Below are 25,672 nucleotides of genomic sequence, written 5' to 3'. Positions count from 1 at the left end.
TGGCTTGACTGGTGCCGGAATTCGGCACCAGTCAAGCCAAAATGCACAAATGGGGCGCAGGGGGGCGCGATAAGGCGCGGTCCGGCAGGGATCAGGCAGGGATCAGGCAGGGATCAGGCGGGCGGACAGGACGCCGTCGATGGCCCTAATCTCCGCGCACAGCCCAGGGTCCACCTGCCCGTCGATGTCCACCAGGGTGACGGCCAGGCCGCCGCGGGAGCGGTTGAGCAGGTTGGCGATGTTCTGGCCGTGCTGGGCCACCAGGGTGGAGACCTGGCCGACCATGTTGGGCACGTTGCGGTTGACGATCACCAGCCGGTGGGTACCTTCCTCCCGGTCCATGACCGCCTCCGGGAAGTTCACCGAGTTGCGCACCTGCCCCTCCTCCAGGAAGCCGCGCAGCTGGTCCACCGCCATGACGGCACAGTTGCGCTCAGCCTCCTTGGTGGAGGCCCCCAGGTGCGGCAGGGAGATGCACTTGGGGTGCTTGTGCACCGCCGTGGAGGGGAAGTCGCAGACGTAACCGGCCAGGTAGCCCTGGTCCAGGGCGGAGACGATGGCGGGCTCGTCCACGATCTCGGCGCGCGCGAAGTTCAGGATCACGGCACTGTGGCGCATGAGGGCCAGGCGCTGGGTGGAGACCAGGCCGCGGGTGGCCTCAACCAGGGGCACGTGCACGGTCAGGATGTCGGCACGCTTGAAGACCTCCTCGATGCTATGGGCCCGCTGCACCTCGGCGGAGAGCATCCAGGCGTGGTCCACGCTGATGGCCGGGTCGAATCCCACCACCTTGAGCCCCAGGCCCAGGGCGGCGTTGGCCACCTGCACCCCGATGGCCCCCAGGCCGATCACCCCCAGGGTCCTGCCCGGCAGCTCAAAGCCCACGAACTGCTTCTTGCCTGCCTCCACGGCCCGGGCGATAGCGGCGTCGTCCCCCTCCAGGGTGTGGGCGAAACGGGCCGCGGGGATCAGGTTGCGGGAGGCGATGAACAGGCCCGCAAGCACCAGCTCCTTGACGGCGTTGGCGTTGGCGCCGGGGGTGTTGAACACGGGGACACCGCGCTCGGTCAGGGACTCCACGGGGATGTTGTTGGTGCCCGCCCCGGCCCGGGCCACCGCCAGCACCGACTCCGGCACGGGGGTGTCGTGCAGGCGGGCGGAGCGCAGCAGCAGGGCGTGGGGCTGCTCGACGGCGTCCCCCACCTCGTAGAGCTCGGCGGGCAGGCGGGTCAGGCCGGTGCCGGAGATGGCGTTGAGGGTGCGTACGCGGAAACGCTGGGCGGGGGCGGGGGTCATGGTCTTCCTCTCAGGCGCGGGTACGCTCGAACTCGGTCATGTAGTCGATCAGGGCGGTGACGCCCTCGTCAGTCATGGCGTTGTACAGGGAGGCCCGCATTCCGCCCACGGAGCGGTGTCCCTTGAGGTTCATGAGCCCGGCGGCGCTGGCCCCGGCCAGGAACTCGGCGTCCAGGGCGGGGTCGGCCAGGGTGAAGGGGATGTTCATGGCGGAACGGGAGCGCTTCTCCACGGGGTTGGCGTAGAAGCCGGAGGCGTCGATGGCGTCGTAGAGCCGCTGGGCCTGGGCGTCGTTGCGCTCTCCCATGGCGGCCAGTCCACCGGTGTCCTCGATCCAGTGCAGGACCAGGCCAAACAGGTATATGGAGAAGGTGGGTGGGGTGTTCAGCATGGAGTCGTTGTCCGCCATAGCCTGCCAGTCCCACACGAGGGGCACGTCCGGGCGGGCGCGTCCGAGCAGGTCCTCACGCACGATCACTACCGTGAGGCCCGCCGGGCCCAGGTTCTTCTGGGCGCCCCCGAACACCACCCCGAAGCTCTCTACCTCCAGGGGCCGGGACAGGTACATGGAGGAGAAGTCCGCTACCAGGGGCACTCCGGCGGCCTCGGCAGCGGGCACGTAGGGCATGGTGACGCCGCCAATGGTCTCGTTGGCGCAGTAGTACAGGTACTTGGCACCTGCGGGCACGGTGAAGGAGCCCGGCTCAGGGGTGGTGGTGTAGGAGCTGGCGGCCTCGTCAGCGACCAGCCGCACCTCCACCCCCATGCGAGCGGCCTCGACGGCGGCCTTCCTGGACCACTGGCCGGTACGGATGAAGGCCACTGTGTCTGCCCGCGCGGTGAGGTTCATGGGGATGGCGGCGAACTGCCCGGTGGCCCCGCCCTGCAGGAAGAGCACCCGGTAGTGCGCCGGCACCCCTGCCAGACGGCGCATGGTGGCCTCAGCGTCGGCGGCACAGGCCATGAAGTCCGGTCCCCGGTGGGAGGCCTCCAGGACGCTCATGCCCGAACGCCACTCAGGCAGCTCAGCCGCCGCCTGCTCCAGGACGGGCAGAGGCAGCTGGGCGGGTCCGGCGGAGAAGTTGTGCACGCGCATACCCAACTCTAAGCAGAACCGGGCCCCCGGGCGCCTACTGGTCCGGCAGCCGACCGCAGCCGCCGCAGGCGCACCGGCACCCAGGCCCAACACGGTGGGACCGGTCTACGGCACGCTCGGAGACCATCTCGCACCCTCACCCAGGCCGGGGGTGGTCTCCACCACCGGGTACGCCGGGAGGCTGGGTGCCACAGATCTGGCACCCAGCCTCCCGGCTTCCGGTCAGGTCCCTGCCGTGCTCAGGAGCGCTGGCGACGACGTGCCAGGACCGAGCCCGCTAGCACCAGGCCACCGGCCAGGGGCAGCAGGGTCTCAGCGCCAGCACCGGTACGGGCCAGCTCCGGGGCGGCCGCCTGGGACTGGGCCCGGTGGCGAGGCTGGTACTGCGGCAGGCTCTCCTGGCGCACCCGGCCCTGGCCGTCCACGTGGATGTGGATGTCAGAGACCTGCGGACCAGCCGGCGGCTGCTTGCCCTCCGGAGCCACCGGCGGCTGCATGCCCTCCGGAGCGACCTGGCCGGGAGCCTGCTGGCCCGGCTTCCCTGACCCTCCCTGGCCTGCCAGCTTCTCGGCGGCCAGGCGGGCGGCGGCCGCCACCTGCTGGGCGCTGCGTGCGTTGCTGTAGACCTTCACCAGCAGGGGGAACCGCTGGTCGGGGAAGCCCTTGTCCAAGGCCTCCTGGTGGACCACTACGGCCAGGTCCTTGGCCAGGGCCTGCAGGACCGCGGACCCGGCGTCGTCGTAGGCCTGGGAGCCGATGGCGGCGGCCAGGCGCTGACGGGAGGCGGTCAGGGTGCGCTGTGCGCCGTCGTGGGCGGCCTGCGCCGTGTCAAGCACCTTGTGCGCCTGCTCCTTGGCCTCCAGCAGGCTGCGCTGACGCTGGAGCTTGGCCTCAGCCTCTCGCAGCTGCTCACCGGCGGTGCGGAGGGAGGCGTCCGCCTCCGCACGGTGGCCCAGGGCCGTGGCCGCGGCGGCCGTGGCCTGCTCCACCTTGGTCTGGGCCTGCGCCAGGGCCTGCTGGGCGGTGCCTACCTTCTTGGCGGCGGCCGCCGCCCCCTCCTGGGCCTTGCCCAGGGCTGCCTCTGCCGCGTCTACCCGCTGCTGGGCCTCACGCAGAGCCTCACCGGACCGGATCTTCTCCAGGTTCTTGGAGGCCTGCCCCTCCGCCCCCAGCGCCTGCTCAAAGGCCTGCTGGAGTGAGCTGACAAGGGCCTCGGCCTCGCGCACCTTCTGCCGGGCCGTGGCGGTGCCAGCCGCAGCCTGCTTGACAGCCTCCTGCTTGAGGGCCTGGGCCTGCTGGGCCTGCTCAAGGTCGGCGGCGGCCTCCTTACGGACGGTCTGTGCAGCCTCAGCCTGGCGCTGGGCGGCAGCCAGGCCCTGCTGGGCGGCAGCCAGGTCGGCACGGGCCTGGGCAGTATCCTGCTGCTTGGCGAGCAGGGTCGCCTTGGCCTGCTCAAGAAGGTCCTGGGCCTGGGCCACCGCCTCCTGAGCAGCCTCAAGCTTCTTCTGGGCCGCGTCGATCTTCTTCTGGGCCTCGTCCCGGGCGGACTTGACCTGGTTGTAGTAGTCCATGAACGCCTTCTCGTAGGCGTCCAGGGCCAGGCCGCTGTCCTTCTCCGCAGGGCCCAGGTCATACAGGTACTGGAGGTCCGCCCAGGCCATGACCGATACGCCGCGCCCCTTTACGGTGGACACCGCCATCCCAGTAGAGGCGAAGTCACCCCTAACCATGTTCAGGTAGTCCTTGACCTGACCGTACAGGTCAGGGTCCTTCTTGCGAAGCTCATCCATGTTCAGCAGGTCGTCAGAGTCGACCCTGCCTGAGCGGACTGCCTGGTCCCAGATCTTCTTCTGCGCGTACCAGCGCTCCACGGCGACAACCGGGTCAGGCGTCTTGGTGCGGTTGTCCGCGCTGGTGTTCAGCGCAGGCTCGTTGCTGTTGGCGGGGGTGCGCTCCCCCACACGGTTCTGCGCGGAGTGCCAGTTCGCATACACCTGGGAGGCAGCCATCAGGGCGTCAGAGACCGTCAAAGGCTCCAGCCCGGTGGGCGCAGTCAGCACCTGGGCACGACGGATCCCTTGCAGGGCCAACCGCATGTTCTCCAGGCTGGTGGCGTCACCGTCAGCACCCAGGACCGTGGACTCACGGAAGGGCTTACCGTCCTCCCCTGAACGGCTCTTGGTCAGTACCTCCACCGCCTTAGTGGATCCACGCTTCTCAAAGAAGCCTAACGAGCCCTTGGCGTAAGCCGCCAGGGCATCCTTGGCGGCCTCCTTGGCGGCCTTCAGCTCCTCCGCGGCCTCGGCCACCAGGCTCCCGCGCCGGGGGACCTCCTGCATGGCCTCGGCCTGGGCCTGGCGCGCCTGCTCCTCAGCCTGCTCAGCCTGCTTGAGTGCCTGCTCCTTGGCCACCACCCCGGCCTGGGCCCCGGCCACGCCCTGGTTAGCCGTCTCTACGCCAGCCTGGGCCTGCTCAGACTGCTTCCGGGCCTGCTCCACGGCTCCTGCAGCAGCCTGCTCCTCAGCCTGGGCCTGGCGCTCCTTCTCCTGGGCCTCAGCCACGTCCTGGGCGGCCTGGGCCACGCCCTCCTGGCCGTCCTGCAGGAGCCTGGACGCCTTCCCGGTCTCCTCCTGGGCAAGGGCCAGGGCGGCCTCAGCCTGCTTGATGGCGGCCTCGGTGTTAGAGGCCAGCAGGTCCCGAGCGGCCTCGGCCGCGTCCTTCTCCTTGCCGGCTTGCGCTACGGCGGCGTCGGCGGCGCCCTGGGCCGCCTGCGCGTCCTGCACGTCCTGCCTGGCCTCCAGGGCCTGCTTCTCCGCCTGGTCCTTGGCCTCCAGCGCCTGCGTGGCCTGGGCGTGGGCGGACTCCTGGGCCTTCTGGGCCTCCAGGACACTGTCGGCAGCCTGCCTGGCCTCCGCAGCGGACTGGTTGAGGGTCTCCTGGTCCAGTCCGGCAGCGTTGCGGTCCGCAGCGGCAGCGTCCTGCTGGGCCTTGGCCAGCTCCGCGCCGGTCCCCTCAGCCTGGGCGGCGTCCCGCGCCGTCTCCTGCGAGGCATCCTGGGCCTCCTTCAGGGCCGCCTGGGCCTGTTCGGCGACCTTCGCGGCCTCCTTCTCAGCAGCCTGGGCGACGGCTTCAGCCTGCTCAGCAGCAGACCTGGCGGGGGTGGCCTCTGCAGCGGCCTGCTCGCTAGCTACGGCTGCGGGGCTCTCAGGCTGAGGCGTAACCTCCTCCGCGTTGGCCGTGGCGGGTAGCAGCAAGGCGGCGCCGGTGGTGATTCCAGCGGCGAGCAGCATGGGGCAGGGCACCGAGGACAAGCTTTTCTCGTTTCAGCTAGGGGACAGACAGACCGTTTCCGTCTTTTCAGCAACATGGTTGCATAAGAACGAACACGGTGGCTCCGACGTTAGGGTTCTGTGACCCTGCGGGGCACGCCAGCGCGGGGCCCAAAACTACCTGCTCCCGGCGAGCGCGCCTAACGCAGACATACCGCCTCCTGGCGTCCAGGCCCCCGGCCTGGCCTGCTGGCGCGGTCCAGGCCCCGCTCACACGAGCAAGATCACAGCCAGCCAGGAGACCAGCAAGGAGACCAGCCCGGCTGCTCCCCCCAGTCCCAGGGCCCGCAGGCCGTTGCGGGTCAGACGCCGCAGGTCCACTCCCGCCCCCATGGCACACATGGCCATGGTCAGCAGGAAGGACGCTGCCTGTCCCGCCCAGCCGAGCACCCACGCAGGCACCGTCCCCTCCAGCAGGGAGCGGGCGGCCACCATCGCCAGGAACCCGACGACGAACAGCGGCACCAGCGGGGCCTGGCGCCGTGGGTGCGTCACCGGCCGCCCTGCCAGCACCTGGGCCACCTCAGCACCAACGACCTGCGCACCGACCCTGCGGGCCTGCCGACGCCCCTCCCACACCCCTACCAGAGCCACCAGGGGGGCGAGCAGCACCACCCGGCCGAGCTTGGCCACCACAGCCACCTCCAGCACCTCCTGGGAGACCAGCCCGCCAGCCGCGACCACCTGCCCCACCTCATGCACCGAGGCCCCCACCCACACCCCGGCCGGCACCGGGGACAGGCCCAGGACGCCTACCAGCAGGGGCAGCAGAAGGATCCCCAGGGTGCCGAACAACGTGACGGAGGCTATAGCGGTGGCTGCCGCAGACTCGACGTCGTCGTCCTGCTCCCCGCCGCTGACCACGGCGCTCATGCCAGCCACTGCAGCCGCCCCACAGATGGCGGTGCCGGTAGCGGTGAGCAGGGTGGTCGCCCGCGGCACCGCCAGCACCCGCCCGAGCCACAGCGTCGCCGCGAACACGGCGACCACCGTGACCACGATCACTCCGACCGCACCCCAGCCCAGCTCCAGCACCGCAGGCAGGGACAGCCGCAGCCCCAGCAGCACCACCCCGGCCCGCAGCACCGTCCTGCCCGCGACCTTCAGCCCAGGCTCAGCCGCCTGCGGCACCAGCCCCGTGTTACGCAGCACCACCCCCACCAGGATCGCCAGGAGCATGGCGGACAGCAGCGGAACCTGTGAGTTGACGGCGGTGGCCGCGAGCGCGACAGCGGCGCACAGCCCTAGGCCGGGGAGCAGCTTGTTCACGTTGCCTGATTCTGCACCTTGACCTGCCCCGGGCCGCAACCTTGCTGGCCCCCGGTGGCCGGAACCGCCCGGGTGGCACCCGTACCGGCGGTGGCCTGGGCGACCTCGCGCAGCAGGACCGCCCCGGTGGCCCCAGGCCGCCCCTGAGCGCGCCGGTGGGTGCTAGAGCGCCACCAGCACCTGCACCATCACGATCTTCACCACGATAGCCAGGGCGAAAAGCGTGGCGTATCCGGCCTCCACCCGCTCGTCGTCACGCTTTGACAAGGCGTAGCCCAGGATGGCGGGCTGCCCCACCAGCCCGGCGAAGCCGCCTGCGGCCCGCTGCGCGCTGACGCCCGTGAGCCGTGCCCCCAGCAGCAGCACCGCCGCGTTCACCAGCACGATCAGGGCCGCCAGCACCCCCACGGCCACCCCGGTCCAGGAGAAGGCGGCCGCCGCGAAGGAGGGCCCGGAGGCCAGGCCGATGGCCGCCAGGAAGAACAGCATGCCCAGCTGGCGGATAGTGGCGTTGGCCGCGTGCGGCAGCACCCAGATAAAGGGACCGGTACGCGCCAGCCGGCCCAGCACCATGCCCACCACCAGCGGGCCTGCCGCCACCCCCAGCCTCAGGCTGATCCCGCCGGGCAGCGGGATGGCGACCAGGCCCAGCAGCACGCCCAGGGCCATGCCCATGCCTACGGAGAAGGCGTCGATCTGGGAGATGGACTTCTCGGAGTCACCAAAGAAGTCAGCGGCCTTCTCCAGCTCGTCGGAGGGGACCACCGCCAGCACACGGTCCCCCAGCTGGAGCACCAGGTCCTCGCGGGCCAGCAGGTCCAGGTCGCCGCGCTTGACACGGGTGATGACTCCCTGGAAGCGGCCGTGCATGTCCAGCTCGCCGATGGTCTTGCCTGCCACACGGGTGCTGGAGACGGTCAGCCGCCGGTGGTCCACCACGCTGTGGTCCTTGGCCAGGCAGCGCAGGTAGCCGGTGCCGAGGTCGTGCACGGCCTCCTCGATGGCCGCCGGAGAGCCGACGACGACGACCTTGTCCCCGGGCAGCAGCTCCTCCCCCGGCTCAACCACCCGGGTGTCACCGTCCCGCTCCAGGTAGGAGATGCGTATACGCCCCTCCCGGAAGGCTTCCAGCTCGGTCAGGCGCACGCGGGTGAGCAGCAGGACGCTGGTGGCCTTGATGCCGTCGGCGCTGGCGGGCCGGGGGTCACGGCGGCTGGGCCAGTCCCGGGTCACCACCGCGGCGACCACCAGTATGGCTACCGCCACGCCCACGGGGTAGGCCAGGGCGTAGCCGACGGCGGGCTCCTGGTTGCCTGCGGCCTCGATGGCCGCGTCCAGCACCGGGGAGGTCAGGGCGCCCGCGAAGGCCCCTGAGTCCATGGCGGGCGTGATACCGGTCAGCCGGGAGAAGACAGCACCCGCCCCACCAGCCAGTACCAGGGCCACGACGCAGAGTCCCATCAGGGGCAGCTGGCGGCGCAGGTCCCGGAAGAAGCTTCCGCCTGCGCCGATGCCTACGGTGTAGCAGAACAGTCCCAGCCCCAGGCTGCGCAGCAGGCTCAGGTCCGCGCCCAGACGCGGGTCCAGCGACCCGACGGCCAGGCCCACGAAGAGGGCCCCGGCCGCACCGAAGCGGATCGGCCCCAGGGGCACGTGCCCCACTGCGGTGCCCAGGCCGATCACCAGGAAGACGGTGAGCAGCGGGGCGGTGGCTAGCACTTGCACAGCTGGGTCAAGCAGATTGGGCACGCCCCCAGGCTAGCCGCTGGCCCGAGGGCCCTGGCCTTCCGGCGGTCCGTGGAGGCCAGGGCACCCGGCGCACCCGTTACGATTGGCCGGGTGAGCGACGAGCAGAGCACCCCGGCACCTGTCCCCTCTGAGCACCCCGGCCCGCGCCAGCCCTTTGACGACGGCGCCACCTCCGCTGAGTCCCCCGACCGGGAGGAGCTCACCTGGGAGCTGTTCGGCACCGCTGAGCGGGAGCTGAGCGCCCAGATCGTGCGCTCCGGCTGGATGCCGGACCTGATTATCGCCATCGCCCGCGGGGGCCTGATCCCTGCCGGGGCGATCGGCTACGCCATCGGTATCAAGGCCATGGGGGCCATGAACGTGGAGTTCTACACCGGCGTGGGCCAGACCCTGGAGGAGCCGGTGATCCTGCCGCCGCTGATGGACGCCTCCGAGCTGCCGGGCAAGAAGGTGCTGGTTGTGGACGACGTCGCCGACTCCGGCAAGACCCTGAAGCTGGTCATGGAGATGCTCACCAGCCAGGGGCTGGACGTGGGCGGTGAGGTGGTGCGGGTGGACGCGCGCAGCGCCGTCATCTACCGCAAGCCCCGCAGCGTGTTCGAGCCTGACTACTGCTGGCGCGTGACCGACAGGTGGATCAACTTCCCCTGGTCCGTGCTGCCGGTCATCACCCCCGAGTCGCTGGACGGTGAGGCAGACCAGGAGGCCACGGACCTGCTCGACGGCGTCGCCGGGGCCTGACTCCTGGCAGCCGGGACCAGGCAGCGGGTCCGTGCCACCCACCGGCCTGACAGCTGACCTGGCAGTGGCCTAGCACCTGACCTGACACCTGGACATATAACTCCCAGGTTCAATTTCCGGACCTGGGCCCTGTGACGCCGCTACCGTGTGAGCTGCGACGCGCCTGCGCCGCCGACCGATCTCCCACCAAGGCGGTGAACCTGTGGCAACCCAGACCAAAGAAGCTATGCCCTCCTACACGCCGGAGGAGGAGCGCCTGATCATCAGGAACAAGGACGGCGTACCCGTAGGCATCAGGCCGCACCACAAGTGGACCCCCCGGTCCATAGCCACCTGGGTGGCGATCACCGCCGTCGGGGTCCTGGGCTGGTGGATGCTGGCCGTGGCCCGCGGCGAGAACGTGAACACCATCTGGTTCGTGGTGACCGCGGTGTCCACCTACGCGATGGGCTACCGCTTCTACGCCTTGTACATCCAGCGCAAGATCATGCGGCCGGACGACTCCAACGCCACCCCCGCCGAGCGCATCAACAACGGCCGGGACTTCGACCCCACCCACCGGGTGGTGCTCTACGGCCACCACTTCGCCGCCATCGCGGGCGCCGGCCCCCTGGTGGGCCCGGTGCTGGCGGCCCAGATGGGCTACCTGCCCGGCACCCTGTGGATCATCCTGGGCGTGATCGTGGCCGGGGCGGTGCAGGACATGCTGGTGCTGTTCTTCTCCATGCGCCGCGGCGGCCGCTCCCTGGGCCAGATGGCCACGGACGAGATCGGCAAGATCGGTGGCACCGTGGCCACCGTGGTCGTGCTGGTCATGCTCATGATCGTGCTCGCGGTGCTCGCGATGGTCTGCGTGAACGCGCTGGCGGAGTCCCCGTGGGGCGTCTTCTCCGTGGGCATGACCATCCCGATCGCCGTGGGCATGGGCCTGTGGCTGCGCTTCGTGCAGCCGGGCAAGATCACCCAGGTGTCCGTGCTCGGCTTCGCGCTGCTGATCGTGGTCATCATCGGTGGCCGCTGGGTGGCGGAGTCCTCCTTGGGCGAGTACCTGCACCTGTCCCCCACGGCCCTGGTGTGGGCCATGATCGTCTACGGATTCCTGGCGGCCGTGCTGCCCGTGTGGGTGCTGCTGACCCCCCGCGACTACCTGTCCACCTTCATGAAGGTGGGCACCATCCTGATCCTGGCGCTGGGCATCATCATCGTGCGCCCGGTGGTGGAGATGGCGGCTGTCTCCGAGTTCGCCCTGAACACCGAGGGCCCGGTCTTCGCCGGTGAGCTCTTCCCCTTCCTGTTCATCACCATCGCCTGCGGCGCCCTGTCCGGCATGCACGCCATGGTCTCCTCGGGCACCAGCCCCAAGATGATCCAGAAGGAGAGCCAGGTCCGCATGATCGGCTACGCGGGCATGCTCATGGAGTCCTTCGTGGCGATCATGGCGATGGCGGCCGCCGTCTCCCTGAGCCCCGGCATCTACTTCTCCATGAACACCTCCGTGGACTCGCTCAACAAGCTGGCCCCGGAGGTGGCGGCCACCGCCCCCTGCAAGACCGCCGACGACCCGGAGCACCACTGCGAGAAGCTGGCCGCCGAGGCCATGAAGAACCTGAAGGTGACCGACGCGCACGGCAACCGTCTGAACCCCACCTGGGAGTCCTGGGACGAGGCGGGCAACCCCAAGACCTTCACCGGGGAGGAGGCCCTCAAGCAGCTGGCCTCCGACGTCGGTGAGCGCAACGTGGTCTCCCGCACCGGCGGCGCCCCCACCCTGAGCGTGGGCATGGCCCACATCCTCCACCAGATCGGCGGCGGCCGGGCCATGATGGGCTTCTGGTACCACTTCGCGATCATGTTCGAGGCGTTGTTCATCCTCTCGGCCGTGGACGCCGTGACCCGGGTGGCCCGCTTCCAGCTGGGTGACGCGCTGGGGAACATCTGGCCCAAGTTCCGTGACCCCTCCTGGCACGTGGGCGCCTGGTCGACCACCGCCGTGGTAGTGGCCGCCTGGGGCTCCCTGCTGCTGATGGGCGTGACCGACCCGCGCGGCGGCATCAAGACCCTCTACCCGCTGTTCGGTATCGCCAACCAGCTGATCGCGGCGGTGGCGCTGCTGATGTGCCTGGTGATGACGGTGCGCAAGGGCTACCTGAAGTACGCCTGGATCCCGGCGGTACCGCTGGTCTTCGACACGGTGGTGACCTTCACGGCCTCCTGGCAGAAGATCTTCTCCACCGACGCCCGCGTAGGCTACTTCCAGCAGTGGCGGGACGCCAAGGCGGCCCTGCCGGGGCTGACGGACCCCAACCAGGTCTCCGTGACCAAGGCGATCATCCGCAACACCATGATCCAGGGGACGCTCTCGGTGGTGTTCCTGGTGCTGGTGGCCTTCGTGATGGTCTGCGCGGCCGTGGCCATGGTCAAGGCGGTGCGTGCCGGTGACACCACCACCTCGGAGGACCCCTACCAGGAGTCCCGCTTCTACGCCCCCGAGACGATGATCGCCTCGGACCTGCAGAAGCGCCTGGTCAAGGAGTACGAGCTCGTGGGCGACCCGGCCCTGGTGCCTGGCCGCTCCCACTCGGGGCACTGAGATGCGTGCAGCGCGACCGGGCCCGGTGGGGCCTGCGGCCCCGCAGGCGGCTGGCCCCTGGGGGAGGCTGCTGGACGGGCTGCGCCAGGCCCACCACCTGTGGCGTGACTTCACCGGGGAGTCGGCCTACGACCGCTACCTGGTGCGGCACCGCCGGGAGCACCCCGACCACGAGCCACTGACCGAGCGGCAGTGGTGGCGGGCCCGTGCCGCCTTCGACGAGTCGAATATCTCAACCGGCTGCTGCTGAGCCGGAGACGCCGGTGCCCGGTGGTGCTGCCGCCACCGGGCACCGGCGTGCTCGCGGCAGGCAGCTCAACCTCTTTCAGGAAACCCTCAAGTTAGAGGGTAGGGTCAGCAGGGTGTCTGAGAAGCTCCTGCGCCCTGAGTCCTGGACCTGGCTGGTACGTGCCGCCTGGCTGGCCTACCTGCTGGTGGTGCTGGTGGCGGTGCTGTGGCCCAGCGGCGAGGAGGTCTCCGGCTTCAAGGAGACGGTCGGCCCGCCGCCGCTGACCGCAGAGCACAAGGACACCTTCCTGAACCTGGTGATGCTGCTGCCCCTGACGGCGCTGGGGCTGCTCGGCTGGCCCCGGCTGGGGCCGTGGCGCTGGCTCCTGGCGGGGGTCCTGTTCGCCGTCGCCGCGGAGGCCACCCAGTACGCCCTGCCCGCCCTGACGCGCCGGGCCAGCCTGGCCAACGTCGTCGAGAACAGCGCCGGTGCCGGGGCCGGGGTGCTCCTGGCGGCGGCCCTGCTGAGCTGCTGGCCGCTTTTGACGGCGCGCGCTGGCAGAGCATCCTGAGGTATGCCGTTACTATCGGAGCAGTTGCGGTCCTGCGCCCGTGACCGACCCTCCCCCTGGGGTCGGCAGGTCCGCTCGCAGACGTGAGGAGTCGCCATGGGTCTTCTGGACGGGATCGAGAAGAGCTTCGGAAGTGTCGGGGACGCCGCAAAGCGCACCTTCTCGCAGCTTCCTTCCGGCTCAGTCACCGACGTGCTCGGCCAGGAGCTGCGGCGGGTGCTGGCTGAGACGGCCACGCCTTTCGGCCACGGACGCTCGGTGGTGGCCAACTCCTTCATCCTGACCGTCAACCCGGCCACGGCCCAGCGCATCTCCCAGGAGGGTGAGCAGGCGGTGTTCTCCTCCTTGGAGAACGCAGCCACGGTCTTCGCCACTGAGCAGGGGCACTCCTTCGTGGGGCCGATCCAGTTCGGCCTGGTCCTGGGGCCGGAGGGCTCCCAGCCGGTCACTGTCGAGGCCAGCCGCAAGCGTGGGGCCGCCGCCCCGGCCACCTCCCTGCCGACGCCGGAGCGGCCGGTGATCGAGGTGGACGGCCAGCGGTACGTACTCACCGGTGAGGTCACCATCCTGGGGCGCGGCAGCGAGGCGGACGTCGTCGTGGACGACTCCGGCGTCTCCCGCCGTCACCTGGAGATCCGCAACCGCTCCGGCCACTACGTGGCCACGGACCTGGGCTCCACCAACGGCACCCTGATCGAGGGCCACCCCATTGACGCCGCCACCCTGGTGGACGGCAACACGATCCAGGTGGGGCGCACCACGATCCGCTTCTGGGACGGCAGCCAGCACCGGGGCTAGGGCTTACGCGCCCGCCCTGGGGGAGCCTGCGTTGCGGCCCGCTGAGCCCGCTGACAGCTGCCAGACAGCCTCCCCGTAGCCGAGGAACGGCTCCCGGCGGGGCCCGTACCGGACCAGCCAGGGAGGGCACCCGGACCGGGGGCCACCAGCCCCTCGTAGGCAAGCAGCCTGCTGGACGGCGAGCCCCGTGCACCCTGGTGAGCGCCTGCCCGGGGCGAGCAGCCACCTGTGACGCAGGTGGTACGCAATCGTTACCACGCTGCCGTACCTGCCTGTGGGGCAGCTTCCGGGGCGCGTCGTCGTGCCCAGGGAGTCAAAAGGCCCGGTCGGTGAACCGACCGGGCCCGGCTGGTGCGCGAGGGGGGACTCGAACCCCCATGATCGTTAGATCACACGGACCTGAACCGTGCGCGTCTACCAATTCCGCCACTCGCGCTGGAAGCGAGGATGACGATAGCACGCCCTCCCTGCACCTCGTCCAACTGAGAAGGCCCTTCTGCTACGTGAGACCGCTCACGACCGCTCCCCAGGCAGTACTACCCGCGTTTCAGGACCTATATCCCAGCCCCCAGGCCCTGCCGCTATCCACTCCAACGCGCCCCACCCGCTACGATGAGCAAGCCCGTCGGTCCAGGCCGATGCGCCCACGTGCACAACGCCCCCGGAAAGGAGGAGCCTAAGGACATGGCACCCTTGTGGAACAGCAGGAAACCTGGTCCGAGCACGGGCTCCCCCACCCGCGGCAAGGACGTGGAGGCGATCGAGATCCTCACACGTATCAAGGAGCTGATGGACACCGGGGCCCGGCGCACCTCCTCAGGCAAGTACCTGGTACCTGATACCTACACCGTCCACCTGCTGCCCGCCGACTACTCCCGATTCGTGTCCTGGGGCCTGGACGCCATGCGCGCCGAGCTGGCCAGCGCCGCCCAGGAGGCCGTCGCCGAGCAGGGCTACCAGACCACCACCCGCGTGACGGTGGACCTGGTGCCGGACTCTGAGATCCACTCCATCTTCGGGGCCTTCGAGGTCGTCCCCACCTTCACGGAGCCGCACCGCGGCGCCATCATCACCGTCCACGTCCACGGCACCACCAGCGCCGAGCGCTACGCCCTGCCCTTCACGCCGGTAACCATCGGACGCCGGACCGGGGCCGATATCGTGGTGCCGGACACCGCCGTCTCCAGCCGCCACCTGCGCCTGACCACCACGCCCCAGGGCCTGGTGGTCGAGGACCTGGGCTCCACCAACGGCACCCGCGTGAACGGCCGGCGCCTGGCCCAGAAGTCGCCCCTGCTGCTGCGCCAGGGCGACCTGGTGATGATCGGCGAAGGCACCTCGATCACCGTCACCCAGGCGCCCCTGGGAGCAGGAGGCAGCCTGTGAGCGACTTCCTCTTCTCCACCCTGCGCTTCGCCTACCTGGGCCTGCTGTGGCTGCTGATATTCCTGATGCTGCGTGCCCTCGCCCGGGGTACCGCGGAGGCCACCTCCGTCTCCCACGCCCCAGTCCGGCGCCCCGGCGCCCGCGGCGTGGCCGGACAGGGCCGCCGCAAGGGCGCCACCACCATCTACATCTCCGAGGGCCGTCTGGCAGGCACCTCCATGCCGCTGTCCCCCGTGTCCATCACCATCGGCCGCGCCGTGGACAACACCCTGGTCCTGGACGACAACTACACCTCCTCCCACCACGCCCGGATCTACCCGCAGGCGAGCTCCTGGTGGGTCGAGGACCTGGGCTCCACCAACGGCACGATCGTGCAGGGCCGAGCCATCGACCGGCCTGTGCGCCTGGACCTCCACGTACCCGTTTCCATTGGCAAGACCACCTTGGAGCTGCGCTGATGACCATCTACCTGCGCTTCGCAGCGCGCTCCGACGTCGGCCTGGTGCGCCAGTCCAACCAGGATTCTGGCTACGCCGGCCCCCACCTGGCCCTGCTGTGCGACGGCATGGGCGGGCCCGCGGGTGGGGACATCGCCTCCGCCGTCGCCATCGAGCACCTGGCCCACCTGGACTCTGACATCTACCGCGCCGACGAGATGCTGGACCTGCTGCGCCACTGCGTGCAGGAGGCCCACGCCGACCTGATCTCCCGCTCCTCGGAGAACCCGGACCTGTCGGGGCTGGGCACCACCTGCATCGCCATCATGCGCAGCGGCAACAAGCTGGCCATGGTGCACGTGGGCGACTCGCGCGCCTACCTGGTACGGGGCGGGGTGCTGGCCCAGGTGACCACCGACCACACCTTCGTGGAGTACCTGGTGGAGACGGGCCGCCTCACCCGCGAGCAGGCCCGCCGCCACCCCCAGCGCTCCGTGCTGCTGCGGGTGCTCGGCGACACCGAGGGTGAGGTGCAGCTGGATGAGTCGATCCGCGAGGCCCTGCCCGGCGACCGCTGGCTGCTGTGCTCTGACGGCCTGTGCGGCCCGGTGACCGCCGAGACCCTGCAGGAGGTGCTCACCGGCACCGAGGACCCCGGTGAGGCCGCCGACAAGCTGATCGACCTGGCCCTGCGCGCAGGCGGCCCGGACAACGTGACCGCGGTGGTCTTCGACGTCGTCGAGGGCGACCCCCTGGACGCCCCCGCCCCGCAGGTGGTGGGCTCCGCCGCCGCCATCCGCTCCCGCAACGAGGCCCTGCTGGACGGCAGCAGGATCAGCACCATGCGGCTGCCCACCAGCGCCGAGGCCACCTCCCCGGCCGCCAAGGCCGCCGCCCTGGTAGCCCAGGCCAGCGGACAGGTGCCCGGCTCCAACGAGCGCCTGGCCCAGCAGGAGGAGCTGGCGCTCAAGGAGGCTGCCGAGCTGCACGCCCTGGCCCGCAGACGCTCCCGCCGCAACACGGTGCTGGGCACCCTGCTGCTGGTGGTCACCCTGTTGGTAGCGGGGCTGCTGGCCTACCAGTGGACCCAGACCCAGTACTACGTGGCCGCCCTGAACGACCGCGTGGTCATCTACCAGGGGGTCAACCGCTCCGTGGGGCCCCTGGACCTGTCCCGCGTGGTGCAGACCTATGACGGCCCGCAGGACCCCGCCGTCTCCGCCCTGGACGAGGAGATGCGCAACCGCCTGCAGCAGACCGTCAGCGAGCCCAGCCTGGAGGCAGCCCGCAAGTACGTGGAGGAGACCGTGCGCAACCGCCGGGCTGACGCCGTGCTGCCCGGAGCCTCCGAGCCCACCTCCCCCGCCACCCTGGCTCCGGCCACCCCGGCACCCTCCGCCGCAGCCCCTGAACCTGCGCCCTCCAGCTCGACGCCGCCAGCGGGAGCCTGAGATGTCTGTCGTCCCAGGCCCTGGGGTGATCTCGCCGGACAGCCGCCGCCGCACCGAGGCCAAGCTCCTGGTGGTGGCCGTGCTGGTGGGTGTGCTCGGGCTGGTGCTCACCGTCGCGGGCCGCGATGACGCGACCTGGGGGGCCATCACCCCGCAGGTGGTGGCCCTGGTGCTGCTGCCGCTGGGCGCCCACCTGGCTGTCCGCTTCCTGGCGCCCCACGCCAACCCCCTGCTGCTGCCTGCGGCTACCGCGCTAAACGGCCTGGGGGTGGCCATGCTGCGCCGCCTGGACTTCGCCTTCCTCAGCCAGGACCGGCCGGTCATGGGCAACGGCCCGGTCCTGCACATGGCTATCGGCGTGGTGCTCATGGTGCTCGTGCTCGGGCTGCTCAAGGACACCCGCCGTCTGGAGCGGGGGATCCCCCGCTTCTGGGAGCGGGCTCAGGACGGAGTCGCCCCCCGGCCCCTACCGGTTACCCCCGCGCAGGCGGCTGGCGTCCTGTCGGTCCCGCTGCTGCTGCTGCCCTTCGTGCCAGGTATCGGCCAGTCGGTCAACGGCGCCCGCATATGGGTGAGCATCGCGGGCTTCAGCTTCCAGCCCTCCGAGCTGGCCAAGATCCTCCTGGCGGTCTTCTTCGCCTACTACCTCAAGACGCGCGGCGCGAACCTGGCCCAGGCCGGGCGCCGCAAGATCGGCCCCGTGCCGCTGCCCTTCGGCTGGCGCGTACCCAAGTCCCGGGACCTGGTGCCCCTGATGATCGTGTGGGCCCTGGCCACCGCCTTCCTGGTGGCCCAGAACGACTGGGGGATGTCGGTCATGTTCTTCGGCATGTTCGTGGTGACGCTGTGCGTGTCCACGGGCACCTTCATGTGGGCCTTCCTGGCGGCCGTGCTGACCGTGCCCATGGGCTGGATCGGCTACCTGACCACCAGCCAGATCGCCTCCCGCTTCACCTCCTGGCTGCACGCCATGGAGCCGGAGTACGCCGACGGCACCTCCTACCAGCTGGTGCAGGGACTCTTTGCCCTGGCCTGGGGTGGGACCTTCGGCACCGGCTGGGGGCAGGGGGACCCGGACCTGATCCCGGAGGTGCAGACCGACTTCATCCTGGCAGCCTTCGGTGAAGAACTAGGCCTGACCGGCACGATCGTGATCATCCTGCTGTACGCCGTGATCGTGATGGTGGGGCTGCGCACCGCCCTGGTCGCGCGGGACAACTTCGGCAAGCTGCTGGCCACCGGCCTGTCCTTCTCCCTGGCGCTGCAGGTCTTCGTGATGGTGGGGGCCCTGACCCGGCTGCTGCCGCTGACCGGGCTGACCACCCCCTTGCTGTCCAACGGCGGCTCCTCCGTGCTGTCCACCTGGATCATCCTGGCGCTGCTGCTGCGCCTGTCCCACACCGCCATGCAGCCGGGCACGGAGGACAGCCCGATCAGCCGCAACGCGGTGGTGCTGCCCGCCGGTCAGGAGGTGCGGCCATGAGCGTGTCCGCCCTGGACAAGGCTGTGCGCCGGGTACAGCTCCTGGTCACCGTGATCTTCGTGTCCCTGTGCGTGGGCCTGACCTCGGTGCAGTTCTTCGCCCGCCCCGCCGTCTGGGAGGCTGGTTCCCCCGATGCCCTGGGTGAGCAGGCCAACCTGTGGCAGGACCCCCGCAACCGCCGTATCGTCCTGGAGCGCTACACCCAGCCCCGCGGCTCTATCGTGGCGCGGGGGGCCGACGGCGCCACCGTCACCCTGGCCAGCTCCTCCAAGCTGGACAACGGCTACTACGCGCGCAGCTACTCCAACGGCCCCCTGTACGCCCACGTCACCGGCTACATCTCCATGACCCAGCAGGCCAGCACGGGCCTGGAGCAGACCGAGAACGCGGTGCTGGCAGGCTTTGACGGCTCCCTGTGGTGGTCCCGCCTGCGCAACGCGCTCCGCAACCAGAACCGTCACGGCGGCTCGGTGGAGACCACCATCGACCCCAGGATCCAGCAGGCCGCGCAGGAGGCGCTGGGGCAGCGGGCTGGCTCGGTGGTGGCCCTGGACCCCCGCAGCGGCGAGATCCTGGCCCTGGTCTCCACCCCCTCATTCGACCCCGGCCCCCTGTCCAGCCTGGACGCCGCCACCGCCTTGGACGCCTCCGCCAGCCTGTCCTCCATGTCCGGGGCCCCCTTGGTGAACCGCGCCCTGAACGGCCAGTACGCCCCTGGCTCCACCTTCAAGGTGCTGACCGCCTCCGCCGGGCTGCGCACCGGGAAGGTCAAGCCGGACAGCCAGGTGGCGGCGCCAGACACCTTCACCCTGCCGGGCTCCAGCCACCGCATGACCAACTACGCAGGCGAGTCCTGTGGGGACGGCACAGTGTCCTTCACCTACGCCTTCGCCCAGTCCTGTAACACCCCCTTCGCCCAGCTGGCCTTAGACGTGGGTGAGCAGGAGCTGCGTGCAGAGGCGGAGGCCTGGGGCTTCAACTCCCAGCTCTCCGTGCCCCTGCACGTGTCCGGCTCGGTGTACACCCCGTCTGGCGACGACCTGGCACGCACCGCCCTGGCGGGCATCGGCCAGGGCGGGGTCACGGCCACGCCCCTGATGATGGCGATGGTCGCGGCCACGGTGGCCAATGACGGCGTGCAGATGCGTCCCTACCTGATCCGCCGGGTGCTGGACCACAGCCTCAACACGGTGGAGCAGACCAAGCCGCAGGTGCTGCGCACCCCGATCACCCCGGAGCAGGCCCAGTCCCTGTCCACCATGATGCAGCAGGTGGTGGGCTCCGGCACCGGGACGACGGCGCAGGTCGCGGGGGTCACGGTCGCTGGCAAGACCGGCACGGCGGAGAACGACAGCCAGCAGGACGGGGAGGGCCCCACCACCTGGTTCATCGGCTTTGCCGGTACCGACATCGCCAAGCCCACTATCGCGGTGGCGGTGGTGCTGGACTCCGGGCAGCAGACCTTTGGCGGCACCGGTGGGAGCCTGGCCGGCCCCATCGCCGCCCAGGTGATCGACGCGGCGGTGGACCAGTGAGGCCACGCACCGGGTTAGAGATACAGGGCCGCTACGAGCTCGCTGAGCGCATCGCCCTGGGGGGCATGGGTGAGGTCTGGCGGGCCACGGACCTGCGCTCCGGGCGGGCTGTGGCCGTGAAGATCCTGCGCCCCGAGCTGCAGGGCGACGAGATCTTCCTGTCCCGGCTGCGCGCGGAGGCCAAGAACGCCTCCGGGCTGAGGCACCCGAACCTGGCGGTGGTGCTGGACGCCGGGGAGCGCCAGGGGACCGGCTGGATCGTGATGGAGCTCGTCCAGGGGCGGCCCCTGTCCGACATCCTGGCGGAGCGGGGCACCATGCCGCCCGAGGAGATCCTCACCATCCTGGCTCAGGTGGCCAGGGCGCTCCAGGTAGTGCACGATGCCGGTGTGGTACACCGGGACGTTAAGCCCTCAAACATCCTCATTACCCGGGAGGGACTGGCCAAGCTCAGCGACTTCGGCATCTCCACCGGCACGAACCAGCTACCGATGACGGCCGCGGGCATGGTCATGGGCACCGCCCAGTACCTGGCCCCGGAGCAGGCCACAGGCAACCTGGCCACCCCTGCCGGGGACCTTTACTCCCTGGGGATCATCGCCTATGAGGCGCTGACCGGGAACCGGCCCTTCGTGGGGGCCTCGCAGGTGGATATCGCCTACCAGCACGTCAACTCCCCGGTCCCGCCGCTGCCGGAGACCGTGCCGGCCGCGGTGCGTCAGGTGGTTATGGAGCTGCTGGCCAAGCGGCCCACGGAACGTCCTCTGTCCGCCCGGGAGCTGGCCCGGCGGCTGGACCGGATCGTGATCCGTCTGCCCCAGGAGGACTGGGACCCTCAGCAGGGGATCAGGTGGCCGGGTACCCAGACCACCAGTCCGGAAGGGGCTGCCACCGCCTCCGGCGCCGGCCCCGCCGTCGGTGCTGCCCGCAGCAGCCTGACCGCCAGCCCTGCAAGCCGTAGCAGTGTTAGCGGCAGTGCAGGTGGCAGCGGATCGGAGCAGCCCTTGGCGGTGGACCGCAGGGCGCCCAGCCGTGCCACAGCAGACCGGGCGGGCTCAGCCAGCCCCGCCGGTAGAGGCAGGACGCGCCGCCGGGTCAGCGCACCGGCCCTGGCTGGCGCGGCCCCGCTACAGCTGGCACCCGCCCTGGTGGACGGTGCCCCCGCCCGGCGCCACGGCCGCAGCGAGCTGCTGCTTGTGTATACGCTGCGGCTGGTCACACTCTTAGTACTCGTTGTGGTTCTCGCGCTGCTGGGCACGCTGCTGTCCGGCGCCGGGAGCACCGCAGCCTCTGGCACTGCGCCTTCAAGGGCCGTGTCAGTCATTCCCGACAAGGAGGCACAGTGACAGAGCATTTCCCCCGCGTGCTGGCGGGACGCTACGAGGTCCGTGACCTGGTCGGTCGCGGCGGCATGGCTGAGGTCCACCTCGGCTATGACACTCGGCTGTCCCGCACGATCGCGGTCAAGCTGCTGCGCGCCGACATCGCCGACGACGAGACCTTCCAGGCGCGCTTCCGCCGGGAGGCGCAGTCCGCGGCCGGCCTGAACCACCCCTCCATCGTGGCGGTCTACGACTCCGGTGAGGAGCCCATGACCCAGTCCGACGGCAAGGTGCGCAACGTGCCCTACATCGTCATGGAGTACGTGGAGGGGCACACGGTACGTGAGCTGCTCGCGGAGGGCGAGGCCGTCCCCATCGACGAGGCCGTGGAGATCACCGTCGGCGTGCTCAACGCCCTGGAGTACTCCCACCGGGCGGGCATCGTGCACCGGGACATCAAGCCCGGCAACATCATGCTGACCTCCACCGGTGACGTGAAGGTCATGGACTTCGGCATCGCCCGGGCGGTGGAGGACTCCGCGGCCACCGTCACCCAGACGCACTCCGTGGTGGGCACCGCCCAGTACCTGTCCCCGGAGCAGGCTCGGGGGGAGCTGGTGGACGCCCGCTCCGACCTGTACTCCACCGGCTGCCTGCTCTACGAGCTGCTGACCGGGCAGACCCCCTTCCAGGGAGACTCGGCGGTGGCAATCGCCTACCAGCACGTGCGTGAGCTGCCCAAGCCCCCCTCCAGCCTGGCTGCGGACGTGCCCGAGTCCCTGGACCGGGTGGTGCTCAAGGCCCTGGCCAAGGCCCGTGACGACCGCTACCAGGACTCTGCGCACATGCGCTCGGACCTGCTGGCGGCCTCGCAGGGGCTGGCCGTGATGGCCCCGGCCGTGGACTCCTGGAGCCAGGCCACCGCCTTCATCCCGGTGCAGCGTCAGCCGGTGGGCACCTCCCCGGCACCGGCCCCGCCGTCGGCACCCACCTCTGAGGACAGCGAGGAGGAGGCTCAGCGCTCAAACACCTGGGTGTGGTGGCTGGTGGGTGTGCTAGTCCTGCTGGCCGTGATGCTGGGTGGCCTGTACGCCTCCGGGGCCATTGGTGGCCGCGAGCCCTCCGAGCGTCCCACCCAGGTAGCCACAGCCGCCCCGGTGCCGGATATCACGGGCCAGAGCGAGGCCGAGGCCAAGGCAGCGGTGGAGGCCGCGGGCCTGGTCTTCAAGCGGGGCGAGGACGTGGCCTCCGACACGGTGGCCGCGGGCCTGGTTGTGTCCACCGAGCCGGGGGTCGGCACGAACATGGTGCTGGGTGAGACTGTCACGGTGCACTTCTCCTCCGGCTCGGCCATGGCCGCGGTGCCGGACGTCAAGGGCAAGAGCCAGTCTGAGGCACGTTCGCTCCTGCAGGCCGCAGGCCTGGTGGTCGGTGACGTGACCACGGAGGACGCGGCCGGCTTCGACGCCGGTGAGGTCATCCGCACGACGCCGGTGGCGGGTACCTCCGTCAAGCGGGGCGCCACGATCTCCCTGGTGGTGGCCTCCGGTAAGGTCACGGTTCCCACGGTGGTGGGTCTCAAGCTCTCCGAGGCGGAGGAGGCGCTGCGGGCAGCAGGGCTCAGCTACAAGATCGTCACGGAGAAGACCACTGACCCTGCGCAGGTGGACACGGTCAAGTCCGTGGACCCGCTGGAGGGCGCGGCCGTGAACGCCAGCAAGGACCAGATCACCCTCACCGCCTGGGTGGCGGACCAGGTGGACGTCCCGGACGTTAAGGGACAGACGCAGGCGCAGGCGACTGCTGCCCTCCGGGCCGCTGGCCTGGGTGAGGTGACGGTGACGGAGGTGGAGGCCCACAGCCCGGCGGAAGCCGGCAAGGTCGTCTCGCAGACTCCGGAACCCGGCCAGAAGGCCATGCGCAACGCCCCGGTGAGCATCTCGGTGGGCAAGGCCGCCGCCCCCACCCCGGCTCCCACGCAGAAAGCCACCAAGAAGTCGGAGTGAGCAGGCCTGAGGCTGGGTGGGGCTGGCTGGATGGTTAGCCCCACCCAGCCTCTAGGTGTGCCTGACCAACTCCACCCCGGGAGACCACCGGGCCGCCGTCGGCGCGTTGGGGCCTGTCCGCCTGGGCGCTAGCCGACGTCGGCCTGGCCGGAGAAGTGCCAGCGGGCGTCCGCCCAGGGGAAGCCGTACTCCATGAGCAGGTAGACCACCCCCAGCAGCAGCACCAGCGCCTCGATCGCCCGCAGCCAGGTGGGGCCCGGCAGGTGCCGCCAGATGAATCCGTACATCAGTTGACCTCCGGGTCCTTGAGGACCGACTCGGGGCGCCCCTCAGAGCGCGGCATCCAGTAGGAGAACTTGGCGTGCACGATCCAGCGGTGGTCGTTGCCCCACTCGCCCACGTTTACTGAGTGGCAGGTGGTCATGGTCAGGTACTGCTCCGTGGCCGCCTGCTCCGGGTGCCCAGGCACGGGCGCGATCACCTCAGTCTGGGAGGGCAGCACGATCTCGTGGCTCTCCACCGTGTACACGTACCACACGTCCTTGGTGGAGACGACGATCTCGTCCCCCGGCTCCAGCAGGTCCACCCGGCGGAAGGAGTTGCCGTTGGAGCGCCGGTGCCCGGCCACCGCGAAGTTGCCGATCTCGCCGAGCTGCTGGGTGTCGCTGTAGTGGCCCGCGGCGGCCTGGTCCAGCACGTCCGGGCCGGTGCCCTCAATCACCGGCATGTTGTTGTTGGTGACGCCGTACCACTTGGGCACCACCAGCATGCCGATGGTCTCCCCGTAGCCGACCTGGGGCATGGCGGGGGGCGGCTCCGTGTGCTTGGTGCCAGCGGTCTTGGGGGACTCCACCTGCGTCTGGGTGAAGGTCTTGGTGGCAGCCTCAGCCTTCTGCGTGGCCTCGATCCCGGTCCACCACAGCTGCCACACCAGGAACAGGCCGATCACGGCACCAGCGGTGATAAGCGCCTCACCGATCAGGGTCAGCAGGATGTCCAGCACCCCACGACGGCGTCGGGCCGGTCTGCGGCTGGCGGCATGTGCAGGCTGGTGCCGCAGCTCCTTTCGGCTAGGCCGCCTGGACCGTTTCTGCCCGTCGGGGAGAGGCTCCGCCGTCGCCGTGGCCAGGGTGGGCGTGCTGGGGGCGCCGACAGGCTCCGCCGCCTGCGGGGCTATCGAGGGTGGTAGTCCTGGTTCTGCCGGTGGCGCCTGCGGTTCTAGCTCAGCCATCAGTGCTCCTTGCCGCCTCTAGGTGAGACTGCGGCCAGTCTATGCACAGCACCCTGATGGCCTACGCTAAGGCCGGTGGTGGTTCGCTCTGAACAGACGAGCCCCAAGCTTCACAGTTGTTCTCTGTAGTCAGGAGGTCCGCGTGGCTGATCCAAGGAAGTCCGGCAACCCGGCCAAGGCAGCCAAGGCCATGGAGGAGTCGCGCGCCGCGGCCAACCGTGTCTCGCGCACTCCCGTGAAGGTCAGGGACGTGCACAGCCCCGGCTGGTACGCCCCGACGATGGTCGGGCTCATGCTGATCGGCCTGGTGTGGGTGGTGGTCACCTACCTGTTCCAGGGAGCCTATCCGGTTCCGTACTTCGTGAAGAGCCACGGCGGTGACTGGCTGCGCAACGGGAACCTCTACGTGGGCGCACTGATCGCCCTGGTCGGTTTCCTGGGCCTGCTGCGCTGGAAGTAGGACGGCTAGGGCCTGGGAGAAAACCGTCCGGCCCTTAGCTGACTGCCAGGTGCTGGAGCGACGTGACGCTTCAGCCGGTTGGTCGTATCCGCCTGACTGGGCTTAGACGCTTGGGGCCTGCATGCCCGTAAGCCGCCGCTGTAGGCGTCCTGCCCCACACCCCGACTTGTGCATTTCGGCGCGAGTGGTGCGGTTTTTCGGCACCACTCGCGCCGAAATGCACAAGTGGAGGCGGAGACCGAGGGGAACATGCCTCGCTTGAGGGGCCTTTGGCCCAAGTAGGAGGTGCCGCCCGTGTAGGAGGTGATGCTTGCGTGCGAGACGTGCTCGCCACGGGTTGAGGACCCGGACCTGCCGGTGAGGGGTGTGCGCCCGGCGTAGGAGGCTGGCTAGGCGCCGGTGGTGAAGGCCTTGGAGCGCGACTCGGCCAGGAGGACGGCGTCAGCCGTACCCCCGGTCCGGCCGGTCCCGGCCCCACACGGCCGCTCCCTAGGGTCTGGTTGTCCACAACCGTGGAGAACTGTCACCAATGCCCCTGTGGAGGTGTGAACAACTGTGATCTGCTGGCAGACAGGGCTTTTCCCCAGGTGTGTACAAGCCTGTGGACAAACTACAGATCTGTTATTCCACAGACCTGTCCACAGCTGTGGACTACTTACACATGTGTAAGACAGCTGTCCCTGAGGTAGGGGA

General features: G+C 70.0%; 20 protein-coding genes and 1 tRNA gene. 13 read left to right on the top strand and 8 right to left on the bottom strand.

Annotated features, from left to right (window positions below; all coding sequences use genetic code 11):
• Positions 1-102: 102 nt before the first annotated feature.
• From JG540_RS00190 to JG540_RS00170, 5 genes are all read right to left on the bottom strand, one after another.
• Entirely contained in the window at positions 103-1,296 is a 1,194-nt protein-coding gene (locus JG540_RS00190) for a phosphoglycerate dehydrogenase (protein ID WP_200275910.1), read from the bottom strand.
• 10 nt (positions 1,297-1,306) lie between these two features.
• Positions 1,307-2,392 (bottom strand): 3-phosphoserine/phosphohydroxythreonine transaminase, encoded by a 1,086-nt coding sequence (gene serC / locus JG540_RS00185; protein ID WP_200275908.1) that lies wholly within the window; start codon positions 2,390-2,392, stop codon positions 1,307-1,309.
• A 239-nt stretch (positions 2,393-2,631) separates the two neighbouring features.
• Positions 2,632-5,694 carry a CAP domain-containing protein gene (locus tag JG540_RS10510; RefSeq protein ID WP_267977966.1) on the bottom strand — a complete coding sequence of 1,021 codons (3,063 nt, stop codon included), beginning with the start codon at positions 5,692-5,694 and terminating at the stop codon, positions 2,632-2,634.
• A gap of 237 nt (positions 5,695-5,931) precedes the next feature.
• On the bottom strand, positions 5,932-6,990 hold the full coding sequence (locus JG540_RS00175; protein ID WP_200275904.1) for a YeiH family protein: 1,059 nt from the start codon (positions 6,988-6,990) through the stop codon (positions 5,932-5,934).
• 162 nt (positions 6,991-7,152) lie between these two features.
• The gene (locus tag JG540_RS00170) at positions 7,153-8,739 is read right to left on the bottom strand and encodes an aspartate:alanine exchanger family transporter (RefSeq protein ID WP_200275902.1); all 1,587 of its coding nucleotides are present in this window, start codon (positions 8,737-8,739) and stop codon (positions 7,153-7,155) included.
• Positions 8,740-8,829: 90 nt separating this feature from the next.
• Here JG540_RS00170 and JG540_RS00165 point away from each other — a divergent pair, with 90 nt between their 5' ends.
• The 5 genes from JG540_RS00165 (at position 8,830) to JG540_RS00145 (ending at position 13,668) form a co-directional block, all read left to right on the top strand.
• A complete protein-coding gene (locus JG540_RS00165; RefSeq protein WP_200275900.1) occupies positions 8,830-9,480 on the top strand; it encodes a phosphoribosyltransferase in 651 nt (216 codons plus the stop codon).
• Between the two features lie 226 nt (positions 9,481-9,706).
• Positions 9,707-12,070 (top strand): carbon starvation CstA family protein, encoded by a 2,364-nt coding sequence (locus tag JG540_RS00160; RefSeq protein ID WP_200275898.1) that lies wholly within the window; start codon positions 9,707-9,709, stop codon positions 12,068-12,070.
• Between the two features lies 1 nt (position 12,071).
• Entirely contained in the window at positions 12,072-12,320 is a 249-nt protein-coding gene (locus tag JG540_RS00155; protein WP_200275896.1) for a YbdD/YjiX family protein, read from the top strand.
• Positions 12,321-12,432: 112 nt separating this feature from the next.
• Positions 12,433-12,870: a VanZ family protein gene (locus JG540_RS00150; protein ID WP_234042817.1), complete on the top strand. Its 438-nt coding sequence runs from the start codon at positions 12,433-12,435 to the stop codon at positions 12,868-12,870.
• Positions 12,871-12,966: 96 nt separating this feature from the next.
• Complete coding sequence (locus tag JG540_RS00145) at positions 12,967-13,668, top strand: FhaA domain-containing protein (protein WP_200275894.1); 702 nt, start codon at positions 12,967-12,969, stop codon at positions 13,666-13,668.
• Between the two features lie 349 nt (positions 13,669-14,017).
• Here JG540_RS00145 and JG540_RS00140 read toward each other — a convergent pair.
• Positions 14,018-14,104, bottom strand: a tRNA-Leu gene (locus tag JG540_RS00140).
• Between the two features lie 248 nt (positions 14,105-14,352).
• On the opposite strand from JG540_RS00140, the gene JG540_RS00135 reads away from it, so the two are divergent.
• The 7 genes from JG540_RS00135 to pknB are packed head-to-tail and all read left to right on the top strand — an operon-like array spanning position 14,353 to position 23,288.
• A complete protein-coding gene (locus tag JG540_RS00135) occupies positions 14,353-15,054 on the top strand; it encodes an FhaA domain-containing protein (protein ID WP_200275892.1) in 702 nt (233 codons plus the stop codon).
• A complete protein-coding gene (locus tag JG540_RS00130; RefSeq protein ID WP_200275890.1) occupies positions 15,051-15,512 on the top strand; it encodes an FHA domain-containing protein FhaB/FipA in 462 nt (153 codons plus the stop codon). Before JG540_RS00135 ends, JG540_RS00130 begins: the two co-directional genes overlap by 4 nt.
• Positions 15,512-16,942, top strand: a complete 1,431-nt coding sequence (locus JG540_RS00125) for a PP2C family protein-serine/threonine phosphatase (protein WP_200275888.1) — start codon at positions 15,512-15,514, stop codon at positions 16,940-16,942. The genes JG540_RS00130 and JG540_RS00125 overlap by 1 nt, the downstream gene beginning before the upstream one ends.
• Before the next feature lies 1 nt (position 16,943).
• Positions 16,944-18,425: an FtsW/RodA/SpoVE family cell cycle protein gene (locus tag JG540_RS00120; protein WP_200275886.1), complete on the top strand. Its 1,482-nt coding sequence runs from the start codon at positions 16,944-16,946 to the stop codon at positions 18,423-18,425.
• Complete coding sequence (locus JG540_RS00115) at positions 18,422-19,960, top strand: peptidoglycan D,D-transpeptidase FtsI family protein (RefSeq protein WP_234042816.1); 1,539 nt, start codon at positions 18,422-18,424, stop codon at positions 19,958-19,960. The genes JG540_RS00120 and JG540_RS00115 overlap by 4 nt, the downstream gene beginning before the upstream one ends.
• The gene (locus tag JG540_RS00110) at positions 19,957-21,306 is read left to right on the top strand and encodes a serine/threonine-protein kinase (protein ID WP_200275884.1); all 1,350 of its coding nucleotides are present in this window, start codon (positions 19,957-19,959) and stop codon (positions 21,304-21,306) included. The genes JG540_RS00115 and JG540_RS00110 overlap by 4 nt, the downstream gene beginning before the upstream one ends.
• Positions 21,303-23,288: a Stk1 family PASTA domain-containing Ser/Thr kinase gene (gene pknB, locus JG540_RS00105; RefSeq protein WP_200275882.1), complete on the top strand. Its 1,986-nt coding sequence runs from the start codon at positions 21,303-21,305 to the stop codon at positions 23,286-23,288. The genes JG540_RS00110 and pknB overlap by 4 nt, the downstream gene beginning before the upstream one ends.
• Before the next feature lie 128 nt (positions 23,289-23,416).
• Here pknB and JG540_RS00100 read toward each other — a convergent pair whose 3' ends face one another.
• Entirely contained in the window at positions 23,417-23,575 is a 159-nt protein-coding gene (locus tag JG540_RS00100; protein WP_200275880.1) for a hypothetical protein, read from the bottom strand.
• Positions 23,575-24,276: a class E sortase gene (locus JG540_RS00095; RefSeq protein WP_234043019.1), complete on the bottom strand. Its 702-nt coding sequence runs from the start codon at positions 24,274-24,276 to the stop codon at positions 23,575-23,577. Before JG540_RS00095 ends, JG540_RS00100 begins: the two co-directional genes overlap by 1 nt.
• Before the next feature lie 385 nt (positions 24,277-24,661).
• Here JG540_RS00095 and JG540_RS00090 point away from each other — a divergent pair, with 385 nt between their 5' ends.
• A complete protein-coding gene (locus JG540_RS00090; protein ID WP_234042815.1) occupies positions 24,662-24,979 on the top strand; it encodes a cell division protein CrgA in 318 nt (105 codons plus the stop codon).
• Positions 24,980-25,672 lie beyond the last annotated feature (693 nt).

The organism is Actinomyces weissii (assembly GCF_016598775.1).
In the GTDB taxonomy this organism is placed as follows: Bacteria; Actinomycetota; Actinomycetes; order Actinomycetales; family Actinomycetaceae; genus Actinomyces; species Actinomyces weissii.
This window is presented reverse-complemented; position numbering and strand designations above follow the sequence as displayed.